At 38.4% G+C, this 18,492-nt stretch carries 15 protein-coding genes; 12 read left to right on the top strand and 3 right to left on the bottom strand.

Annotated elements, in window-relative coordinates:
* Positions 1 to 238 precede the first annotated feature (238 nt).
* The 12 genes from CWR48_RS05860 to CWR48_RS05910 all read left to right on the top strand — a co-directional run bounded on the left by CWR48_RS05860 (position 239) and on the right by CWR48_RS05910 (position 14,193).
* A complete protein-coding gene (locus CWR48_RS05860; RefSeq protein WP_115772271.1) occupies positions 239 to 1,300 on the top strand; it encodes a DUF3048 domain-containing protein in 1,062 nt (353 codons plus the stop codon).
* Positions 1,301 to 1,321: 21 nt separating this feature from the next.
* Complete coding sequence (locus CWR48_RS05865; RefSeq protein ID WP_115772273.1) at positions 1,322 to 1,624, top strand: YerC/YecD family TrpR-related protein; 303 nt, start codon at positions 1,322 to 1,324, stop codon at positions 1,622 to 1,624.
* Positions 1,625 to 1,777: 153 nt separating this feature from the next.
* Complete coding sequence (pcrB, locus tag CWR48_RS05870; RefSeq protein ID WP_425453884.1) at positions 1,778 to 2,461, top strand: heptaprenylglyceryl phosphate synthase; 684 nt, start codon at positions 1,778 to 1,780, stop codon at positions 2,459 to 2,461.
* Positions 2,462 to 2,478: 17 nt separating this feature from the next.
* Positions 2,479 to 4,704: a DNA helicase PcrA gene (gene pcrA, locus CWR48_RS05875; RefSeq protein WP_115772275.1), complete on the top strand. Its 2,226-nt coding sequence runs from the start codon at positions 2,479 to 2,481 to the stop codon at positions 4,702 to 4,704.
* 12 nt (positions 4,705 to 4,716) lie between these two features.
* Entirely contained in the window at positions 4,717 to 6,720 is a 2,004-nt protein-coding gene (gene ligA, locus CWR48_RS05880) for an NAD-dependent DNA ligase LigA (protein ID WP_115772277.1), read from the top strand.
* Between the two features lie 14 nt (positions 6,721 to 6,734).
* Entirely contained in the window at positions 6,735 to 7,982 is a 1,248-nt protein-coding gene (locus CWR48_RS05885; protein ID WP_115772279.1) for a CamS family sex pheromone protein, read from the top strand.
* Between the two features lie 283 nt (positions 7,983 to 8,265).
* Positions 8,266 to 9,549: a tetratricopeptide repeat protein gene (locus CWR48_RS05890; protein ID WP_342772436.1), complete on the top strand. Its 1,284-nt coding sequence runs from the start codon at positions 8,266 to 8,268 to the stop codon at positions 9,547 to 9,549.
* An 18-nt stretch (positions 9,550 to 9,567) separates the two neighbouring features.
* Positions 9,568 to 9,705 carry a hypothetical protein gene (locus CWR48_RS20365; RefSeq protein WP_170140711.1) on the top strand — a complete coding sequence of 46 codons (138 nt, stop codon included), beginning with the start codon at positions 9,568 to 9,570 and terminating at the stop codon, positions 9,703 to 9,705.
* Between the two features lie 243 nt (positions 9,706 to 9,948).
* On the top strand, positions 9,949 to 10,239 hold the full coding sequence (gene gatC, locus CWR48_RS05895; RefSeq protein WP_115772283.1) for an Asp-tRNA(Asn)/Glu-tRNA(Gln) amidotransferase subunit GatC: 291 nt from the start codon (positions 9,949 to 9,951) through the stop codon (positions 10,237 to 10,239).
* A gap of 14 nt (positions 10,240 to 10,253) precedes the next feature.
* On the top strand, positions 10,254 to 11,720 hold the full coding sequence (gene gatA / locus CWR48_RS05900) for an Asp-tRNA(Asn)/Glu-tRNA(Gln) amidotransferase subunit GatA (protein ID WP_115772285.1): 1,467 nt from the start codon (positions 10,254 to 10,256) through the stop codon (positions 11,718 to 11,720).
* Complete coding sequence (gatB, locus tag CWR48_RS05905; RefSeq protein WP_115772287.1) at positions 11,720 to 13,150, top strand: Asp-tRNA(Asn)/Glu-tRNA(Gln) amidotransferase subunit GatB; 1,431 nt, start codon at positions 11,720 to 11,722, stop codon at positions 13,148 to 13,150. The genes gatA and gatB overlap by 1 nt, the downstream gene beginning before the upstream one ends.
* A gap of 137 nt (positions 13,151 to 13,287) precedes the next feature.
* The gene (locus CWR48_RS05910; protein ID WP_115772289.1) at positions 13,288 to 14,193 is read left to right on the top strand and encodes a diacylglycerol kinase; all 906 of its coding nucleotides are present in this window, start codon (positions 13,288 to 13,290) and stop codon (positions 14,191 to 14,193) included.
* 591 nt (positions 14,194 to 14,784) lie between these two features.
* On the opposite strand, the gene CWR48_RS05915 is transcribed toward CWR48_RS05910, so the two are convergent.
* Genes CWR48_RS05915 through CWR48_RS05925 form a run of 3 tightly spaced genes read right to left on the bottom strand, consistent with a single transcriptional unit; the run spans position 14,785 to position 18,369 of the window.
* Positions 14,785 to 16,668 (bottom strand): PTS fructose transporter subunit IIABC, encoded by a 1,884-nt coding sequence (locus CWR48_RS05915; RefSeq protein ID WP_115772291.1) that lies wholly within the window; start codon positions 16,666 to 16,668, stop codon positions 14,785 to 14,787.
* 43 nt (positions 16,669 to 16,711) lie between these two features.
* The gene (pfkB, locus tag CWR48_RS05920; protein WP_115772293.1) at positions 16,712 to 17,623 is read right to left on the bottom strand and encodes a 1-phosphofructokinase; all 912 of its coding nucleotides are present in this window, start codon (positions 17,621 to 17,623) and stop codon (positions 16,712 to 16,714) included.
* Positions 17,620 to 18,369, bottom strand: a complete 750-nt coding sequence (locus CWR48_RS05925; RefSeq protein ID WP_115772295.1) for a DeoR/GlpR family DNA-binding transcription regulator — start codon at positions 18,367 to 18,369, stop codon at positions 17,620 to 17,622. The genes pfkB and CWR48_RS05925 overlap by 4 nt, the downstream gene beginning before the upstream one ends.
* Between the last annotated feature and the right edge of the window lie 123 nt (positions 18,370 to 18,492).

Below are 18,492 nucleotides of genomic sequence, written 5' to 3' on the forward strand. Positions count from 1 at the left end.
TACGGACTGGACTGAGCCGGAGGAGATAAAGGAAACTGTTTGGGAGCTTAGGCGAATCGATGTTGACTTTATCGTACGGAGGTGAGGGAAGTCTCGCTAGTCGGTGGGCTCTGGAGCTGGATAATAGGAAAAGCAATCAGGCATTTGAACAGGAGAAACTTTCCGATTGATATGTCTAGTGAAGGCTGTCACCTAAAGACTTGATGACAACCAAGTTTTCTAAGAAGGTGTTGGGAGCATGTGGAAATACTTATTTACTATTCTACTTCTGTCTATTCTATTAGCAGCATGTAACAATGGTGAGAAACAGGAGCAAAATAGTGTGGAAAAGGAAAGTATTGAAGAAGAAGAACGAGACAATGTTGAACCGCCGCAAGCAGAGACGTTAGCAAACCTTTATCCGTTGACAGGAATACCTACAGATGATGCTATCGATCAGCGAATTGTCGGCGTGATGGTGAATAATCATTCAGCAGCAAGACCACAAACGGGTTTATCGCAAGCAGATATTGTATTTGAAATTCTTGCAGAGGGAATGATTACACGTTTTCTCGCGTTTTATCAAAGTGAAATGCCCCAAGCTATTGGACCTGTTCGCAGTGCAAGAGAGTATTATGTTGAATTAGCAAACGGTTATGATGCACTATATCTTTATCATGGTGCAGCCGATTTTGTTAATGAACTTATCGCAAACAGTGGAATAGAATTTCTTAATGGTTCCACATATGATAATGATGGGAGCTTATTTAAACGAGATACAACGCGTAATGCACCACATAATTCCTATTTACTTGTCGATGGAATCGATAAAGTAGCAGAGAGTAAGGGTTACAGGTTAACAGACGCCAGCGAACCACTAGCGTTTTTAGCAGATAAGGAAGTGACGGAGCTTCCTGGAGAGCCAGCAAAACATGTGGAAATCGTTTATTCGACGAATCCAATGGAAATTGTCGAATTCGATTATGATACAACGAATGAAACCTATATGAGGTACAATGACCGGGAGCAGACAGTGGAACGAGATACTGGGGAACCAATTCATGCGGATAATGTTTTCATAGTCGAGACGTATCACGAAGTTATTGATGATGTCGGACGGCGTTCAATTGATCTGCAGTCTGGTGGAAATGCTTATTTACTCCAAAAAGGGAAGCTGCAAGAAGTGCAATGGGCAAATCGTGATGGAAGAATTGTTCCAGTAATTAATGACCAGATTATCGGCTTTGTTCCTGGTAAGACATGGATAAATGTCATCCCAACGAATCCGGGTATACAGCAATCAGTTACAATATCAAATTAGTTGAAATTGGGGGGATTTGCATTGCAAATAGATAAATTACGTGGAGAACAATTGGATCAATTGTTTGATGCCATTTTATCATTGGAAAATCGAGAAGAATGCTATCAATTCTTTGATGATATTGCGACGATGGCGGAAATCCATGCATTATCACAACGCCTACAAGTTGCAAAAATGCTAACAGAAGGAAATACGTATAACGAAATTGAAAAAGAAACAAAAGCATCCACCGCAACAATCTCCCGTGTTCGCCGCTGCATTAATTTCGGCAGTGATGGCTATGGAATGGTGATCGAGCGAATTAATAAAAGCGAAAAAGAATAAGATTACCGCTACCCCCACGGGTGGCGGTTTCATGTTTTATCTGCCGAAAATAATCCTAAAAAAAAGATTCACCTTCCAGCTAAATTTCACCACGGATTTTTGGTATAATATATTAATGGATAATGACAATGGAGGAATTCCCATTTGATTAATATGATGCGAGAATGGAAACACATATTTAAGCTTGATCCAGCAAAGGAAATATCAGATCAACATTTGGACTTAATTTGTAATTCAGGTACAGATGCGATTATGATTGGTGGTACGGATAATGTTACACTTGATGGAGTTCGTGAATTATTGATGCGGATTAAGAGTAAACATGCGCTAATCTGTATTCTTGAAGTGTCGACAATGGAAGCAGTTATTCCTGGGTTTGATGCATATTACATTCCAATGGTATTAAATTCGCAAGAGAAATCATGGATGATGGATATCCAGCATCAAGGGATTAAAGAATATATCGATTTATTGGATTATACGGAGCTTATTTTCGAAGGATATTGTATCTTAAATGAAGAAGCGAAAGCATTTAAATATACGAATAGTCAATTACCAGATATAGAAGATGTTAGGGCTTATGCCTATATGGCGGAGCATGTTTTCCATTTGCCGGTTTTTTATGTTGAGTATAGTGGCAAATATGGGGACCCCGAAGTCGTGAAGAAAGCAAAGGAGCAATTAGACCATACACTCCTTTTCTATGGTGGTGGAATTGAAAATGGTCAGCATGCAAAGGAAATGAAAGAGCATGCGGATGTAATTATTGTTGGAAATCATCTTTATAAGAATATCGATGAGGCATTAGAAACAGTGGAAGCAGTAAAAGTTAAATGATTTAAGGCGGTGTAATCATGAGTCAATCAATGGATGACTTAATCAATGGATTAAATAAAGAGCAGCAAGAAGCAGTAAAGCATACAGAAGGACCACTCTTAATTATGGCAGGTGCTGGTAGTGGGAAAACGAGGGTGCTAACACATCGAATCGCATATTTAATGCGTGAAAAGGAAGTTTCCCCCCGAAATATTCTCGCAATCACTTTTACCAATAAAGCGGCACGAGAAATGCGCGAACGTGTAAAGAAACTAGTTGGTCAGGACGGCGATAACATGTGGGTGTCTACCTTCCACTCCATGTGCGTAAGGATACTAAGAAGGGATATTGACCGGATTGGCACGAATCGTAATTTTACGATTCTTGATAGTGGAGATCAATTATCAGTCGTAAAACAAGTATTGAAAAACCTGAATGTCGACCCGAAGAAGTTTGATCCACGGGCAATGCTTGGGCAAATTAGCGCAGCGAAAAACGAATTGATTACTCCTGAAGAATATAGTAAAAATGCAGGTAATTTCTACGATCGCCAAATCTCACAAATCTACGAGGCCTATCAGAAAATCTTAAATAAAAATCAATCACTTGATTTCGATGATTTGATCATGCAAACCATCCATTTATTTAAACGAATCCCGGAAGTTCTTGAGTATTATCAACGACGATTTCAATATATTCATGTCGATGAGTATCAAGATACAAACCATGCACAATATTTCTTGGTCAAACAGCTCGCGAGTCGTTATGAGAATTTATGTGTGGTTGGTGATTCAGATCAATCGATCTATCGCTGGCGTGGTGCGGATATCGGGAATATTCTTTCGTTTGAGAAGGATTATCCAGCAGCCAAAACGGTATTCCTGGAACAAAATTATCGTTCAACGAAATCAATCCTAGCAGCTGCGAATAAAGTAATTACAAATAATGCAGGACGTAAGCCGAAGAATCTTTGGACAGAGAATCCAGATGGTAAGAAGCTAAACTACTTCCAAGGGATGACAGAGCAGGAAGAAGCTTTATTTGTAACCGAGAAGATTCAGGAATTGACAAGAAAGGAAGGCTATTCACCGGGTGATGTTGCGATTTTATACCGGACGAATGCACAGTCACGTGCGATTGAGGCTGCATTTATGAAATCGAATATCGGCTATCAAATGGTTGGTGGGCATAAGTTCTATGACCGAAAAGAAATTAAGGATTTAACGTCATACCTACGCCTAATCACTAATCCTGACGATGATATTAGCTTTGTTCGGGTCGTTAATGAACCGAAGCGTGGAATTGGAAAGACATCGATTGAGCGCCTGCAGGCATATTCTGCAGATAACGATCTTTCTTTATACCAAGCAGTAAAAGAGGTAGATTTTACTGGGGTGTCTGCAAGGGCAGCAAATGCGTTAGCGGAATTTGGTAATTTAATTAAAACATTAAGCCAGCAACAAGAATTTTTAACGGCAACAGAAATGGTTGAAGCGGTTTTAGAACGGACAGGCTATGAAGAAATGCTGAAGAATGAACAAACGATTGAATCGCAAAGCCGCTTGGAGAACTTAGAAGAGTTCATGACTGTTACCAAGGATTTTGAGAAGACAAGTGAAGAAGATAAGACACTCGTTGCTTTCTTAACAGACCTAGCATTAATTGCAGATATTGACCGTGTGGATGAAGACGATCCTGAGAACGAGGAAAAAATCACATTAATGACCTTACATGCAGCAAAAGGGCTAGAATTCCCAGTTGTTTTCCTAATTGGGATGGAGGAAAATGTTTTTCCACATAGTCGTTCGATTATGGATGAAGAGGAAATGGCGGAGGAACGCAGGCTTGCTTACGTTGGAATAACAAGGGCAGAGAAAGAGCTTTACCTAACCCATGCGAAAATGCGTACATTATTCGGTCGTACGAATATGAACCCGGTTAGCCGTTTTATTAATGAGATTCCAAAAGAACTCATTGAAGGAGTGGAAGACACAAAACAAACGATGTTCGGTAGAGGATCTGCTGCTGGGACGCAGGATCGCCCAACACCACTGAAACGAAAAGCAGAAAGAATGCAGCAAACAACTGGAGCAGAAAATAAATCATGGAGTGCCGGCGATAAGGCTGAACATAAAAAATGGGGTGTCGGTACCGTTGTGAAGGTTCAAGGTGAGGGCGAGGGCATGGAATTGGATGTTGCTTTCCCAGCACCAGTAGGAATTAAACGACTACTCGCTAAATTTGCTCCAATTACGAAACAATAGGAAGTGACCGTTTTGGATAAACAACAAGCACAAGATCAAATAAATGCTTTGAAGGAAGTTTTGAATCAATATGGCTATGAATATTATGTTCTTGATAACCCAAGTGTTCCAGATTCGGAGTATGATGAGAAATTACGCGAGTTACGGGATTTAGAAACGGAATTCCCAGAGTTCTTAACCGATGATTCTCCGACACAACGGATTGGTGGAGCCCCACTTGATTCGTTTCAAAAGGTACAACATACGATTCCAATGATGAGCTTAGGAAATGCCTTTAATGAAGGAGACATTCGTGACTTTGTCCGACGTGCATCCCAAGGTACGGATGAGCCAATTACCTTTGTATGCGAATTGAAAATTGATGGACTTGCCGTTTCATTAACATATGAAAATGGAAAATTTGTTCAAGGTGCAACACGTGGTGATGGAACAACGGGAGAGGATATTACCTCTAATATCCGAACGATTCGGAGTATCCCGCTGTTGATTAGAGAAAATGAAACACTTGAGGTACGCGGGGAAGCATATATGCCCCATCAATCTTTTTTGAAATTAAATGAAGCTAGATTAGCGAATGAAGAAGAACCGTTTGCTAATCCGCGAAATGCTGCAGCAGGTAGTTTGCGACAATTGGATCCAAAAATTGCGGCACAACGTAATTTAGATGTTTTTCTTTACGGTGTAGGTGAATGGAATACGAGTGAGATTACGACCCATAGCGGACGACTTGAAAAACTGAAGGAGCTTGGTTTTAAGACAAATTCAGAATGGCGAAAATGTGCGACAATCGAGGAGATTCTTGAATTTATTGCGTACTGGACTGCAGAACGTCCCAATCTTTCTTATGAAATCGATGGGATTGTAATTAAAGTAGATAGTCTTGAACAACAGGAAGAGCTTGGCTATACAGCAAAGAGTCCGCGCTGGGCAATTGCTTATAAGTTTCCTGCTGAAGAGGCAATCACGAAATTGGTAGATATTGAATTAAGTGTTGGAAGAACTGGCGTGATCACGCCAACGGCAATCCTTGAGCCGGTAAAAATCGCTGGATCGACGGTTGGACGTGCCTCCTTGCATAATGAAGATTTGATCCGCGAGCAGGATATTCGGATTGGCGATACGGTCGTCATTAAGAAGGCTGGGGACATCATTCCCAAAGTTGTCCGAGCAGTAGTTGAAAAGCGGACAGGTGAAGAACAGGAATTTGAAATGCCAAATGAATGTCCAGCGTGTGGCAGTGAGGTTGTTCGCCTTGAAGGAGAGGTTGCAATTCGTTGCATCAATCCGAATTGCCCTGCCCAGCTAATGGAAGGTCTAATTCATTTTTCATCAAGAAATGCCATGAATATCGATGGATTAGGTGAAAAAGTTGTCATCCAGCTTTTTCAAGAAAAACTAATTGAGACGATTGCTGATTTGTATCGATTGGATCGAGAAGAACTTCTAAAACTTGAACGAATGGGTGAGAAATCAGTCGATAATTTACTTCAAGCGATTGAAGTATCGAAGGGAAACTCATTAGAGAAGCTCTTATTTGGCTTAGGAATTCGCTTCATCGGTGAAAAGGCGGCGAAAACCCTCGCTATCGAATTTGAGACGATGGAAAAGTTATCGTCTGCAACATTTGAGGAGCTTGTCGCTGTCGATGAAATTGGTGAGAAAATGGCTGATTCCGTTGTTAAATATTTTTCTGAGCAAAAGGTCATCGATCTATTGTCCGAATTAAAGGAACTCCGTCTTAATATGGAATATAAAGGTCCAAAGAAAGCAGAGCAAGCGATTGACTCCACTTTTGCTGGAAAGACAGTTGTACTGACAGGAAAGATGGAAACCTATACGCGTAATGAGGCGAAGGAGTTAATTGAATCAATGGGTGGATCTGTTACTGGAAGTGTGAGTAAGAAAACAGATATTCTTGTTGCAGGTGTTGATGCAGGCTCTAAGTATGATAAAGCAAAGAAATTAGGAATTACAATTTGGGATGAACAACAGCTGAAAGCAGCAATCGAAGGGTAAGGAGTGTTATCCCCATGAAAAGAATAAGTATCGGTTTATTATGTGCCCTTCTATTGCTTGCAAGTTGTGCACCTAATAATCGAAATGACGAAGAAGAAGTAGTAAATAAGGATGATCAAAAAACGAAAACATCAATTGTCCCAAGTTATCGATTAGCAGATGACAATTATCGAATTATTATTCCATATGAACCGAGTGAGGCTAGAGGGGTTATTGTTAACCAAGTCGCCAATCGATTGGATATTGACGAAATGGAAGAGGGGTTACGACGCCATTCCACAGAAGTATTTGATCCTAAGGAATTATATTTCCAAGAAGGACAATATTTAACATCCGATATGGTTTATGAATGGCTTGGAAGAGGGCTGACAAAGGAACAATTAGAAGAGAAAGTACAAGCAGAGATTGCCAGACTTAAAGGGGCAAAAATGACGGTTAATGAGGAAAAAATCAGAGCGGAGTTCCAAAACGGATTAAACCCGCCAATCGAAGATATTCCGGAAAATGCAGATCAAGATGAAAAGGTAGAATTAAATCGAGAAAGTCCACGTTACCTATCACATATTTTAGAACAAAATTATTTAAAGCCAAACGATAACAATAACACGGTTGAACTAGCTGGGATTTCAATTGGACTTGCATTAAAGTCAGTTTATCGATTCCAAACCGAAACAGGTGGACCATACTACTACGAGGACATTCCGCTTAATGAAGCAATGAAGCAAGGGAATGAAATTGCCGGGAAGATTTTGGAAAGAATTCGTGGAATAGAAGGGCTAGAAAACATTCCGGTTATGTTTGCATTGTATCGAGAAGAGGATCAATCCTCACCTGTCCCTGGTAATTTCGTTGCCAAAACGAATGTTGCAGGCGGATCTGCGACGATTGGGAAGTGGGAAGATATTACTGAAGAATATGTTCTTTTTCCATCGGCAGAAGGACAAAAAAATTATATCGATGACCATGAAATTGTCACAAGCTTTGGCAATGAAATCGCAAAGTTTTTCCCGAACTATGTAGGGATCATTGGAGAAGGATTCTATGTTAATAAAGAGCTGCAAGAGCTAACTATAGAAATTCCAATTGAATTTTATGGAGAATCAGAGATTATTGGCTTTACCCAATATGCATATGGACTTGTCCAGAATATGTTCCCAAATTACTATGATATCGAAGTAAATGTTACGTCGATTAACGGAAATGAGAGCTTGATATACCGCGAGGCGGGAGAAGATACGCCAATCGTTCATATTTTCCATTAAACTTTTACACGGTATTACTTTAGTCTGGGGAAAGATTACCTGTAAACATCAGCCAAAATCTTAAATAGTTTTCTAAAAAAATAGTTTTAAAATAAAAATTCACCATTTATTAAGAGGATATTACTCAAATAAGTGGTGAATTTTCCTATTTCAGGAAAACCGGAAACTATTTAGAGCGATAATCGCACTATTTTTGCGTGATTTTCCCAATATGAATTTTCTGAATCCATGGTATAATAAAACCATAAACATAATATATGGAAAATTTTAGAAAAAGGATAGGGTGGGTATTTTGATAGAAATCGGATCCTTTATTAAACTACAACGTACCAAACAGGAAAAGACATTAGGCGAACTTGCCGATGGTGTTGTTTCCGTATCCTATTTATCTAAAATCGAAAACTTAAAAACACAGGCAAGCCCCGAGATTATTCAATTGTTATGTGACAGACTCGGTATCAATGTTAATAATTGTGAAGAGGGATTAATTAAGGAAAAGCTTGAACAATGGTATAGCATGCTGTTCGAGGTTAATAACAAGGAAGAAATTATTACAGCATATGAAGAAATTCAAGAGATATTAGATCGGAACTTATCAGAAAACCTAATGTTATTCGAAATTCATAAGATTCGTTACTTCCTAATATTGGGTGAGTATGAAGAGGCTGAAAAGAAGATTGATGAACTAAAGGGTTTGTCAAATAACTTTGATAGTTTGCAGCAGTTTTATTGGTTTAAGTTTCGGGGGAATTTCTATACAGCTCATTCTGATTATAGTTTAGCAATGCAAATGTATAAGAAATCTGAGGAAAAAAGTGGATATATTGAATTTGAATTAGAGGAAATTGAAGTTGCAGATTTAAAATATACCATTGCAGTAACACATAGTAAATTACGAAACACATTAGAGGCAATTGAATATGCCAATAAAGCATTAGACATTTATATGAAATTATATAATTTTCTCCGGTGTGCACAATGCCATAATATATTAGGAATATCTTACCGTAGAATCAAAATGTATGATAAGGCGATTAAAAATTATAATTTAGCATTACATTTAGGAAAGTTGAATAATAATAATCAGCTTATTCAATTAACGAATCAAAATCTAGGTTACCTGTATTCAACAAAAGGGAACTCAATAGAAGCGATAAAACATTACACAGAAGTAATTTATGATAAAGCAGTACAGCCTGTTGAAAGATTAGCTACTGTTTCTTCACTGATAAGAGAATACTATACTATTAAAAATTACGAAGATACAAGAAAGATTATTGATTATGGACTAGAGCTAATAGAGGAAATCTCAGATATAGAATCATATAGAATATTTTATTATGTAATTTACACTTATCATTACCTACTAAATAATGAAGATGATAAATTTGAAAAGTTAGTTAAACAAGACTTTTTGCCTTATCTTCAGAAGCATGAAGACTATGCAAGTTTAATTATTTACTCAAAACTATTGGCTAATCATTATGAAAAGATACATAAATATAAAGATGCATCTAAGTATTATAAAGAGGCTAATTTTGCCTATGAGCAAATTATCAATATATAAAAACTAGGAGGGTATATAATGAAGAAAATTTTAGCTGGCTTATCATTAGGAGCGCTTCTTGTAACTGGTTTTGTTTTTGCTGATGCTCCAACAGATTTATCAATGGATAGAGAACCAAGTGTATTCTCAATTCAACAAGCAACTGTAAAATTGTAAATTAATACAGTAAGTCAAAATTATTTACTCTATTACACAGTGATGAATTTACCTGAAACGGTTTGGAACCCGTTTCAGGTGTTTTTTCGTTATCTAGACAAAGAAATTGACGATTTTTCCATCCGAAATGTCGACATTATTTGCCTTGATGTGACTATCTTTGCTATTATCAATAGTGGTATAATAATATAATGAGCAAATAATGTATTACCGATATAAATTACGATTTGGAGGTATTATCGCGTGGCAGAAATTACAAAAGAACAAGTAGAGCACGTCGCACATCTTGCAAGGCTTGCTGTTACAGAAGAAGAGGTTGAGCATTTAGTAGATGAATTAAGTGCGATTATTGAGTATGCAGAATTGTTGAATGAACTGGACACAGAAGGTATTGAACCTACAACGCATGTTCTTGACTTAAAAAATGTTATGCGTAAAGACGAACCGAAAGAATGGATCACACAAGGGGATGCACTTAGAAATGCTCCAGATCATAAAGACGGTCAATTTCGCGTACCATCGATATTGGAATAAGGAGGTAACACTAGATGTCACTATTTGACCATACAATAAAAGAATTAGAAGCAATGCTACATAGTAAAGAGATTACGGTGCTAGATCTTGTTGAAGAATCCTATCAAAGGATTGAGGAAGTAGACGGACAAGTTCATGCATTTTTAACATTGGATAAGGAAAATGCATTAGCGAAAGCAAAGGTGCTTGATGAGCATCCAGATGCCGCGGCTAAATTATTTGGTATCCCTGGTGGAATAAAAGATAATATCATGACAAAAGGACTTCGTACAACATGTGCAAGTCAGTTTCTTGATAATTTCAATGATCCACTTTATGATGCAACGGTTGTGGAAAAGTTAAATAATGAACAATACATTGCAGTTGGAAAATTGAATATGGATGAATTCGCAATGGGTTCTTCTAACGAGAATTCAAGCTATGATCCAACAAGAAATCCTTGGAATACGGACTATGTACCAGGAGGCTCTAGTGGTGGTTCTGCAGCAGCAGTTGCGGCCGGCGAAGTACTATTTTCTTTAGGGTCCGATACAGGAGGTTCCATTCGCCAACCTGCAGCTTTTTGTGGGGTAGTAGGAATGAAGCCGACTTATGGACGTGTTTCACGTTCTGGCTTAGTTGCGTTTGCATCATCACTTGATCAAGTTGGACCAATTACACGTACGGTTGAAGACAATGCTCGTGTTTTAGAAGTTATTGCAGGTCATGACAAGATGGATTCAACAAGTGCGAATCTTGAAGTTCCGGCATATACCGAAGCATTAACAGGTGATGTGAAGGGTCTTAAAATCGCAGTGCCAAAAGAGTACCTTGCTGAAGGTGTAGCACCAGAAGTTAGAGAATCCGTTCTAGAAGCATTAAAAGTATATGAATCACTAGGTGCAACATGGGAAGAGGTTTCAATCCCACATTCGAAATATGCGGTTGCAGCATACTATTTAATTTCATCTTCGGAAGCATCTGCAAACCTTGCACGATTTGATGGTGTGCGTTACGGTGTTCGCACAGAAAACGCTGATAACATGATTGATATGTTTAAGAAATCCCGTAGTGAAGGCTTTGGTCCGGAAGTAAAACGTCGTATTATGCTTGGAACATTTGCCCTAAGCTCAGGATACTATGATGCGTACTATAAAAAAGCACAACAAGTACGAACATTAATTAAAAATGATTTTGATAAGATCTTTGAAGAATATGATGTAATTATTGGACCAACTTCACCAACAACTGCATTCAAGGTTGGCGAGAAGATTGATGATCCATTAACAATGTACGCAGACGATGTTTTAACGGTTCCCGTGAACTTAGCAGGTGTACCGGGTATTTCCATTCCATGTGGATTCTCTCCTGAAGGTTTACCAATCGGACTGCAAATTATTGGGAAGCATTTTGACGAGAGTACAGTATATCGTACTGCACATGCATTTGAACAAGCAACAGACTATCATACAAAACGACCTCAATTAGGAGGTGCCAACTAATGAATTTCGAGACAATTATTGGACTTGAGGTACACGTTGAATTAAAAACAAAATCAAAAATCTTTAGCCCAAGTGTAAATGAATTCGGATCTGATCCAAATACGAATGTAAACCCGATCGATCTTGGTTATCCAGGAACACTTCCGGTATTGAATGAAGAAGCGGTAAACTTTGCAATGAAGGCGGCAATGGCACTAAACTGTGAAATTGCAACCAATACGAAGTTCGATCGTAAAAACTATTTCTATCCAGATAATCCGAAAGCATATCAAATCTCACAATTTGATCAACCGATTGGTGAGAATGGCTGGATTGAGATTGAAGTAAATGGCAAGAAGAAACGTATTGGTATTACACGTCTTCATTTAGAAGAGGATGCTGGTAAACTAACACATGGTGATGACGGTTATTCCTATGTTGACTTTAACCGTCAAGGAACACCACTTATTGAGATTGTGTCTGAACCAGATATGCGTTCACCAGAAGAAGCATATGCATATTTAGAAAAGCTGAAGAACATTATTCAATATACAGGTGTATCTGATGTGAAGATGCAGGAAGGTTCGCTAAGATGTGATGCGAACATTTCCCTTCGTCCAATTGGTCAAGAAAAGTTTGGTACGAAGGCAGAACTGAAGAACTTAAACTCTTTCTCCTATGTACAAAAAGGGCTTGAGTTTGAAGAGAAACGCCAAGAAAAAGTTCTATTATCAGGTGGCGAAATATTACAGGAAACACGTCGCTATGATGAGAAGACAAAAGAAACACTTCTTATGCGCGTGAAGGAAGGGTCAGACGATTATCGTTATTTCCCTGAACCGGATTTAGTTCCACTTTATATCGATGATGCATGGAAAGAGCGTGTCCGCAGTGAAATTCCAGAGCTTCCAGATGCACGTAAACAACGTTATGTTGCAGAACTAGGATTATCTGAATATGATGCAGAAGTATTGACGAGCACGAAGCAAATGTCTGATTTCTTTGAAGAAGCCGTTGGTCATGGTGCAGAAGTAAAACAAGCATCAAATTGGTTAATGGGAGAAGTTTCTGCATACATGAACAAGCATTTAAAAGAGTTAAATGACTTAGCAATCACGCCAGAAGCTTTAGCAAAAATGATTCAATTAATTGAAGATGGAACAATTTCATCGAAAATTGCTAAGAAAGTCTTCGCAGAGCTTGTTGAAAATGGTGGAGAACCTGAGCAAATCGTGAAAGAAAAAGGTCTTGTTCAAATTTCTGATCCTGCACAGTTACAAGAAATTGTGAATAAAATCTTGGATGAAAATGAACAATCAATCATTGACTTCAAGGCTGGTAAGGGAAAAGCGCTTGGTTTCCTAGTAGGTCAAATTATGAAGGCAACAAAAGGACAAGCAAACCCACCAATGGTTAATAAAATATTAGGTGAAGAAATAAATAAGCGATAGAAGAGACATACTAGACTACAATTACCGATGTGATTGTAGTCTAGGCTTTTCAAAAGCATTCATAAACACTATGATGATAAGTAAAGAATAAGATACTATATACCGTTTGTTTTGAATGATTATGGGAGGAAAAGGTAATGAAAAAGGCTCGAATCATTTACAATCCAACATCTGGACGTGAAGCAATAAAAAAGGAATTGCCTGCGATTCTAGAGAGGCTTGAGATTGCTGGATATGAAGCATCAGCTCACGCTACAGTTGGTGAGGGCGATGCAGTAAACGCTGCTAAGCTTGCGGTCGAGAGAGAGTATGAACTTGTTATTGCTGCAGGTGGAGATGGGACAATTAATGAGGTAATCCATGGCATGGCGGAACAGGATCATCGTCCGAAACTGGGAATCATTCCAGTTGGGACAACAAATGACTTTGCCAGGGCACTGCATATTCCACGTGATATAATGAAAGCTGTCGATATTATTTTAGCAGGAAATTCCATGTTGTTGGATGTTGGTAAAGTAAATGATCAGCATTTTATCAATATTGCTGGTGGTGGAAGACTTACGGAATTAACGTATGATGTCCCAATTAAATTGAAGACGATGCTTGGCCAATTGGCTTATTATGTAAAGGGAATAGAGATGCTCCCATCCCTAAAGCCAGCACGCACGAAAATCGAATATGACGGTAATGTAATCGATGAAGATATTATGTTATTCCTCGTTTCGAATTCTAATTCTGTTGGTGGATTTGAGAAGCTTGCGCCAGGTGCTAAGCTAAACGATGGCTACTTCGACTTACTTATTCTTCGGGAAACAAATTTGGCGGAGTTCATTCGGATTGTCACTCTAGCATTACGTGGTGCACATTTGGATGATAAAAATGTCATCTATGCCCAAGCAAAACATATTAAAGTAACACCACACGAAAAAATGCAATTAAATATCGATGGCGAATACGGTGGATTACTGCCAGGAGAATTTATCAACCTGCAGCAACATATCGAATTTATCGTGCCAGAGGAATATATGGAGAAGGAAGGCTAAGCAATGATTTAGTCTTTCTTCTTTTTATTTTACGGATAGACCGTAATCATGAGGGTGGAGTTAACAACAGGAGAGCTTATCATCGCCAAGGAAATTGTTATATCAGCAGAAGAAAGAATATATCGCCCAGAGAGAAAATAAATCAGCAGAGGAAAGAATATATCGTCCAGAGAGAAAATAAATCAGCAGGAGGAAGAATATATCGCCCGGAGAGAAAATAAATCAGCAGGAGAAAGAATATATCGACCAGAGAGAAAATAAATCAGCAGGAGAAAGAATATATCGCACGGAGAGAAAATAAATCAGCAGGAGAAAGAATATATCGCCCGGAGAAAAGATAAATCAGCAGGAGGAAGAATATATCGTCCGGAGAAAAGATATATCAGCAGAAGAAAGAATATATCGCCCGGAGAGAAAATAAATCAGCAGGAGAAAGAATATATCGCCCGGAGAAAAGATAAATCAGCAGGAGAAAGAATATATCGTCTGGAGAAAAAATAAATCAGCAGGAGAAAGAATAGCAAGCAAACCTATTTAAAGTACTGCAAAAAAGGAGATAGATCCCAGCAGATCTATCTCCTCTAAAACATATTATCTTACAGGCCTCTTCCAAAGTCCGAGAATAATTGCAGCCACGAAAGTACCAATTACAAGTGCTAATAAGAATAACAGTGCATGATCTGCTAACGCAACAACAAAGATTCCACCATGTGGTGCAGGGATTGCTGTGTTCCAGAATTGTGTTAAACCACCAGCAACAGCAGCGCCAATTACGGACGATACAATAATACGCAATGGATCTGCAGCTGCGAATGGGATTGCTCCTTCAGTGATGAAGGAAAGACCCATGACATAGTTTGTTAACCCAGATTTATGTTCTTCTTCTGTAAATTTATTTCTGAATAGAGTAGAAGCCACCGCGATTGCTAATGGTGGAACCATTCCACCTGCCATAACAGCTGCCATTAAACTTCCATCACCAGTGTCTGTAAATATTCCAATCGAGAAGGCATATGCTGCCTTGTTGAAAGGACCACCCATATCGATTGCCATCATGCCACCGAGAATTACACCAAGAATAACTGCATTTCCTGTTCCAAGATTTTGTAAGAAATTGATCATTGCTGTATTAATACCCGAAAAAATTGGACCGAAAACGAAATACATGAGTAGGCCAGTTAGGAAAAGCCCTAGAACTGGATAAATTAAGATTGGTTTTAGACCTTCTAATGACCTTGGTAAGCCACGGAAAAGTCGTTTCAGTAAAATGACGAGATAACCAGCTAAGAAACCGGCAACTAATCCACCAAGAAATCCTGCATTACTATTAACTGCAATCAGTCCACCGACCATACCAGGCATTAAACCAGGACGGTCCGCAATACTCATTGCAATAAATCCAGCAAAAATTGGAATTAGGAAGGAGAAGGCATTACCACCAATTGAATTCAGAAAAGTAAAAACGCCACTATCTTTGCCAAGAACACTTTCAACTAAGAAAGAAATTGCTAGTAGTATCCCACCACCAACAACGAATGGGAGCATATTGGAAATACCATTCATTAAATCTTTATAAATTGTACCCCAGACAGAAGTTGACTTCTCCACTTTGTCAGATGATTTATCATTGCTATCTCCATGATAAATTGGGGCATCTTGATTGATTGCTTTCGTGATTAATTCCTCTGTCTTATTGATACCATCCGTTACAGGCCGATCGATTAGATGCTTACCAGAAAATCGACTTAAATCAACTTTTTTACTAGCAGCAATAATGACTGCTTCTGCTTTCTCAATTTCTGAAGCTGTTAAAGCATGTTTCGCACCTTCAGATCCCTGCGTTTCAACGCGAATATCAACATTCATCTCTGCTGCTTTTTTCTTTAATGCATCCTCAGCCATATATGTGTGGGCAATTCCAGTTGGACAGGCAGTAATCGCAACGATGAAGGGCTTTTGCTGAGAGTTGTCAGATGCTTGCTTCGCCGCTTGTGCCTGCTCTTTTTCATGTTCATTTTTTTCAGCTTCTGCTTGATTGAAAATGGCATGCACTTCATCTGGAGAAGTCGCTTGCTTTAATTTATCAACAAATTCCTTTTCAATTAATAATCTGGAAAGTGCTGCTAATGTTTGTAAATGAGTGTCATTTGCACCATCTGGAACAGCAATCATGAAGAACAAAAATGCTGGTTGCCCGTCAAGTGATTCATATTCTACCCCTTTATTGCTTTTAGCGAAAAGTACAGTTGGTTTATTAACCGCTTTGTTCTTCGCATGTGGCATCGCGATTCCATCACCAAGACCTGTTGTTGACTGTGCTTCGCGGTTCATGATCCCTTCTTTAAATGTTTCGCGATCATTGATCACGCCATTATTCATGAGACTGTTTATCATCTCATCTATGACAGGCTCTTTTGTTGTTGCTTCAAGATCCATAATCATAATGTCTTTTCTTAATACATCTGTTATTTTCAAGGCTACCATCCTTTTTTTATCAAATATGTTTGTAGTTCGAGCCCTAGATACGCGTTACTTTCACCTTATCAAGTAATGAGAGAATGTCATTTTTCTTCGCAAGGTCATTTGAAAATGCTGTTGCACTGCCGGAAGCAAGTCCCATTTTAAAGGCAGTTTCAACATCCCCTGTTTTCCGATATTCGCCAATAAATCCTGCAATCATCGAGTCACCTGCACCGACAGAGTTTTTCACTTCACCACTAGGACTGATCCCTTGATAAACTGCATCCTCTGTAAATAGTAATGCACCATCACCAGCCATTGAAACAATGACATTTTTCGCACCTAATTCCAATAATTGCTTTCCATAATGTAAAATATCTTCTTTTTTACTGAAGGTTACATCAAATAGTTGCTGAAGTTCTTCTAAATTTGGTTTCACGAGTAATGGGCCATAAGGTAAAACGGATTTCAATGCATCGCCAGTCGTATCAATTACAAATTCTGCACCAGATGCAATCATTCGTTTCACTAGTTGTTCATAATAATCCTTTGGTAGCGCTTTGGGCATGCTACCAGATAGAGCAATCATATCCTCACTTGATACTTTTTCCACTTTATCTAAAAGCAGATTTGCTTCTGCCACAGAAATTACCGGTCCTTTTCCATTGATTTCCGTTTCAGAATCAGCTTTCAGCTTAATATTAATTCTTGTATCTTCTTGAATGTTAACGAAATCGGTGTTTACGTTATCGCGTGATAACCAATTTGTAATAAATTCCCCTGTAAAGCCGCCAATAAAGCCAAGTGCAGTTGTACCTACTTCTAATTCGTGAAGGATACGGGAAACATTAATCCCTTTTCCGCCTGGCAGCTTTAGGTCACTGCTCATATAGTTTAGTTCACCAAGCTTTACATCATCTGCATGAACGATATAATCAATCGATGGATTGAGTGTCACTGTATAGATCATTGCTTCGCCTCCATAATTTCTGTTTTTTGTTTAAAGGAATCAATGTTTCCCTTTATTTCATCCGTAATGATTGTGACTTCCTCCAAGTCACATACATTCGCGAAATTTACTTTATTCCATTTGCTCTGGTCCGCCAACATATATGTAATCGAAGCCTGTTTAATTGCTAAGCTCTTTAATGCTGCTTCCTCAGGATCCGGTGTTGTACAGCCAAATTCACGGTCAATTCCATTAATACCTAAGAATGTTTTATTAAACCGATAATTCCTTAATTCATTAAAGCTTGTAGGACCAATGATTGCTTTTGTTGAAGGTTTAATTTTTCCACCAATAAGATAGGTAGTGATATTCCTGTCTGTAAGTAAAGAAGCATGTAGAATACCATTCGTTACAACAGTAATATTCCCATTTTCAATATAATCAATCATTGCTAACGTCGTTGTACCAGCATCAATAAAAACAATATCATTCTTCTCAATGAGGGAAGCGGCGAGCTTCGCAATGGCTACCTTTTCCTGAACGTTTTTGAGTGTTTTCTCATTATTTGATAACTCATCATCTAGTCGGTAGATTCGTTTTGCTCCACCGTGAACACGTCTTAACTCCCCGTTCTTCTCTAGTTGATCAAGGTCCCGTCTAATGGTAGATTCCGAGCATTGAAGCGCCATCATTAATTCATGCATTTTTACGATACCATTATGTTTTAATTCATTTAATATGAAAGCATATCGTTCTTCTGTTAACATAGTAAACCTCCAATTCAGTATTTTACCATTAAAATCGTTCAAAAACAATCATTGTATTTTGGTTGTATGTAAGAGAAATAAATAAATAATCTTTTTAGTGTAGGGGTCCATAAACTTTGTTTC

The sequence above is a fragment of the Oceanobacillus arenosus genome (genome assembly GCF_003369575.1).
GTDB classification, from domain to species: Bacteria; Bacillota; Bacilli; order Bacillales; family Amphibacillaceae; genus Oceanobacillus; species Oceanobacillus arenosus.

Bases quoted from the DNA above. Each gene is read 5' to 3' on its own strand.
- pcrB (WP_425453884.1), top strand. From the start codon at position 1,778: ATGATGCGAGAATGGAAACACATATTTAAGCTTGATCCAGCAAAGGAA.
- pcrA (WP_115772275.1), top strand. From the start codon at position 2,479: ATGAGTCAATCAATGGATGACTTAATCAATGGATTAAATAAAGAGCAG.
- pfkB (WP_115772293.1), bottom strand. From the start codon at position 17,623: ATGATCTATACAGTGACACTCAATCCATCGATTGATTATATCGTTCAT.
- CWR48_RS05860 (WP_115772271.1), top strand. From the start codon at position 239: ATGTGGAAATACTTATTTACTATTCTACTTCTGTCTATTCTATTAGCA.
- CWR48_RS05910 (WP_115772289.1), top strand. From the start codon at position 13,288: ATGAAAAAGGCTCGAATCATTTACAATCCAACATCTGGACGTGAAGCA.
- gatB (WP_115772287.1), top strand. From the start codon at position 11,720: ATGAATTTCGAGACAATTATTGGACTTGAGGTACACGTTGAATTAAAA.
- gatA (WP_115772285.1), top strand. From the start codon at position 10,254: ATGTCACTATTTGACCATACAATAAAAGAATTAGAAGCAATGCTACAT.
- CWR48_RS05885 (WP_115772279.1), top strand. From the start codon at position 6,735: ATGAAAAGAATAAGTATCGGTTTATTATGTGCCCTTCTATTGCTTGCA.
- CWR48_RS05925 (WP_115772295.1), bottom strand. From the start codon at position 18,369: ATGTTAACAGAAGAACGATATGCTTTCATATTAAATGAATTAAAACAT.
- CWR48_RS20365 (WP_170140711.1), top strand. From the start codon at position 9,568: ATGAAGAAAATTTTAGCTGGCTTATCATTAGGAGCGCTTCTTGTAACT.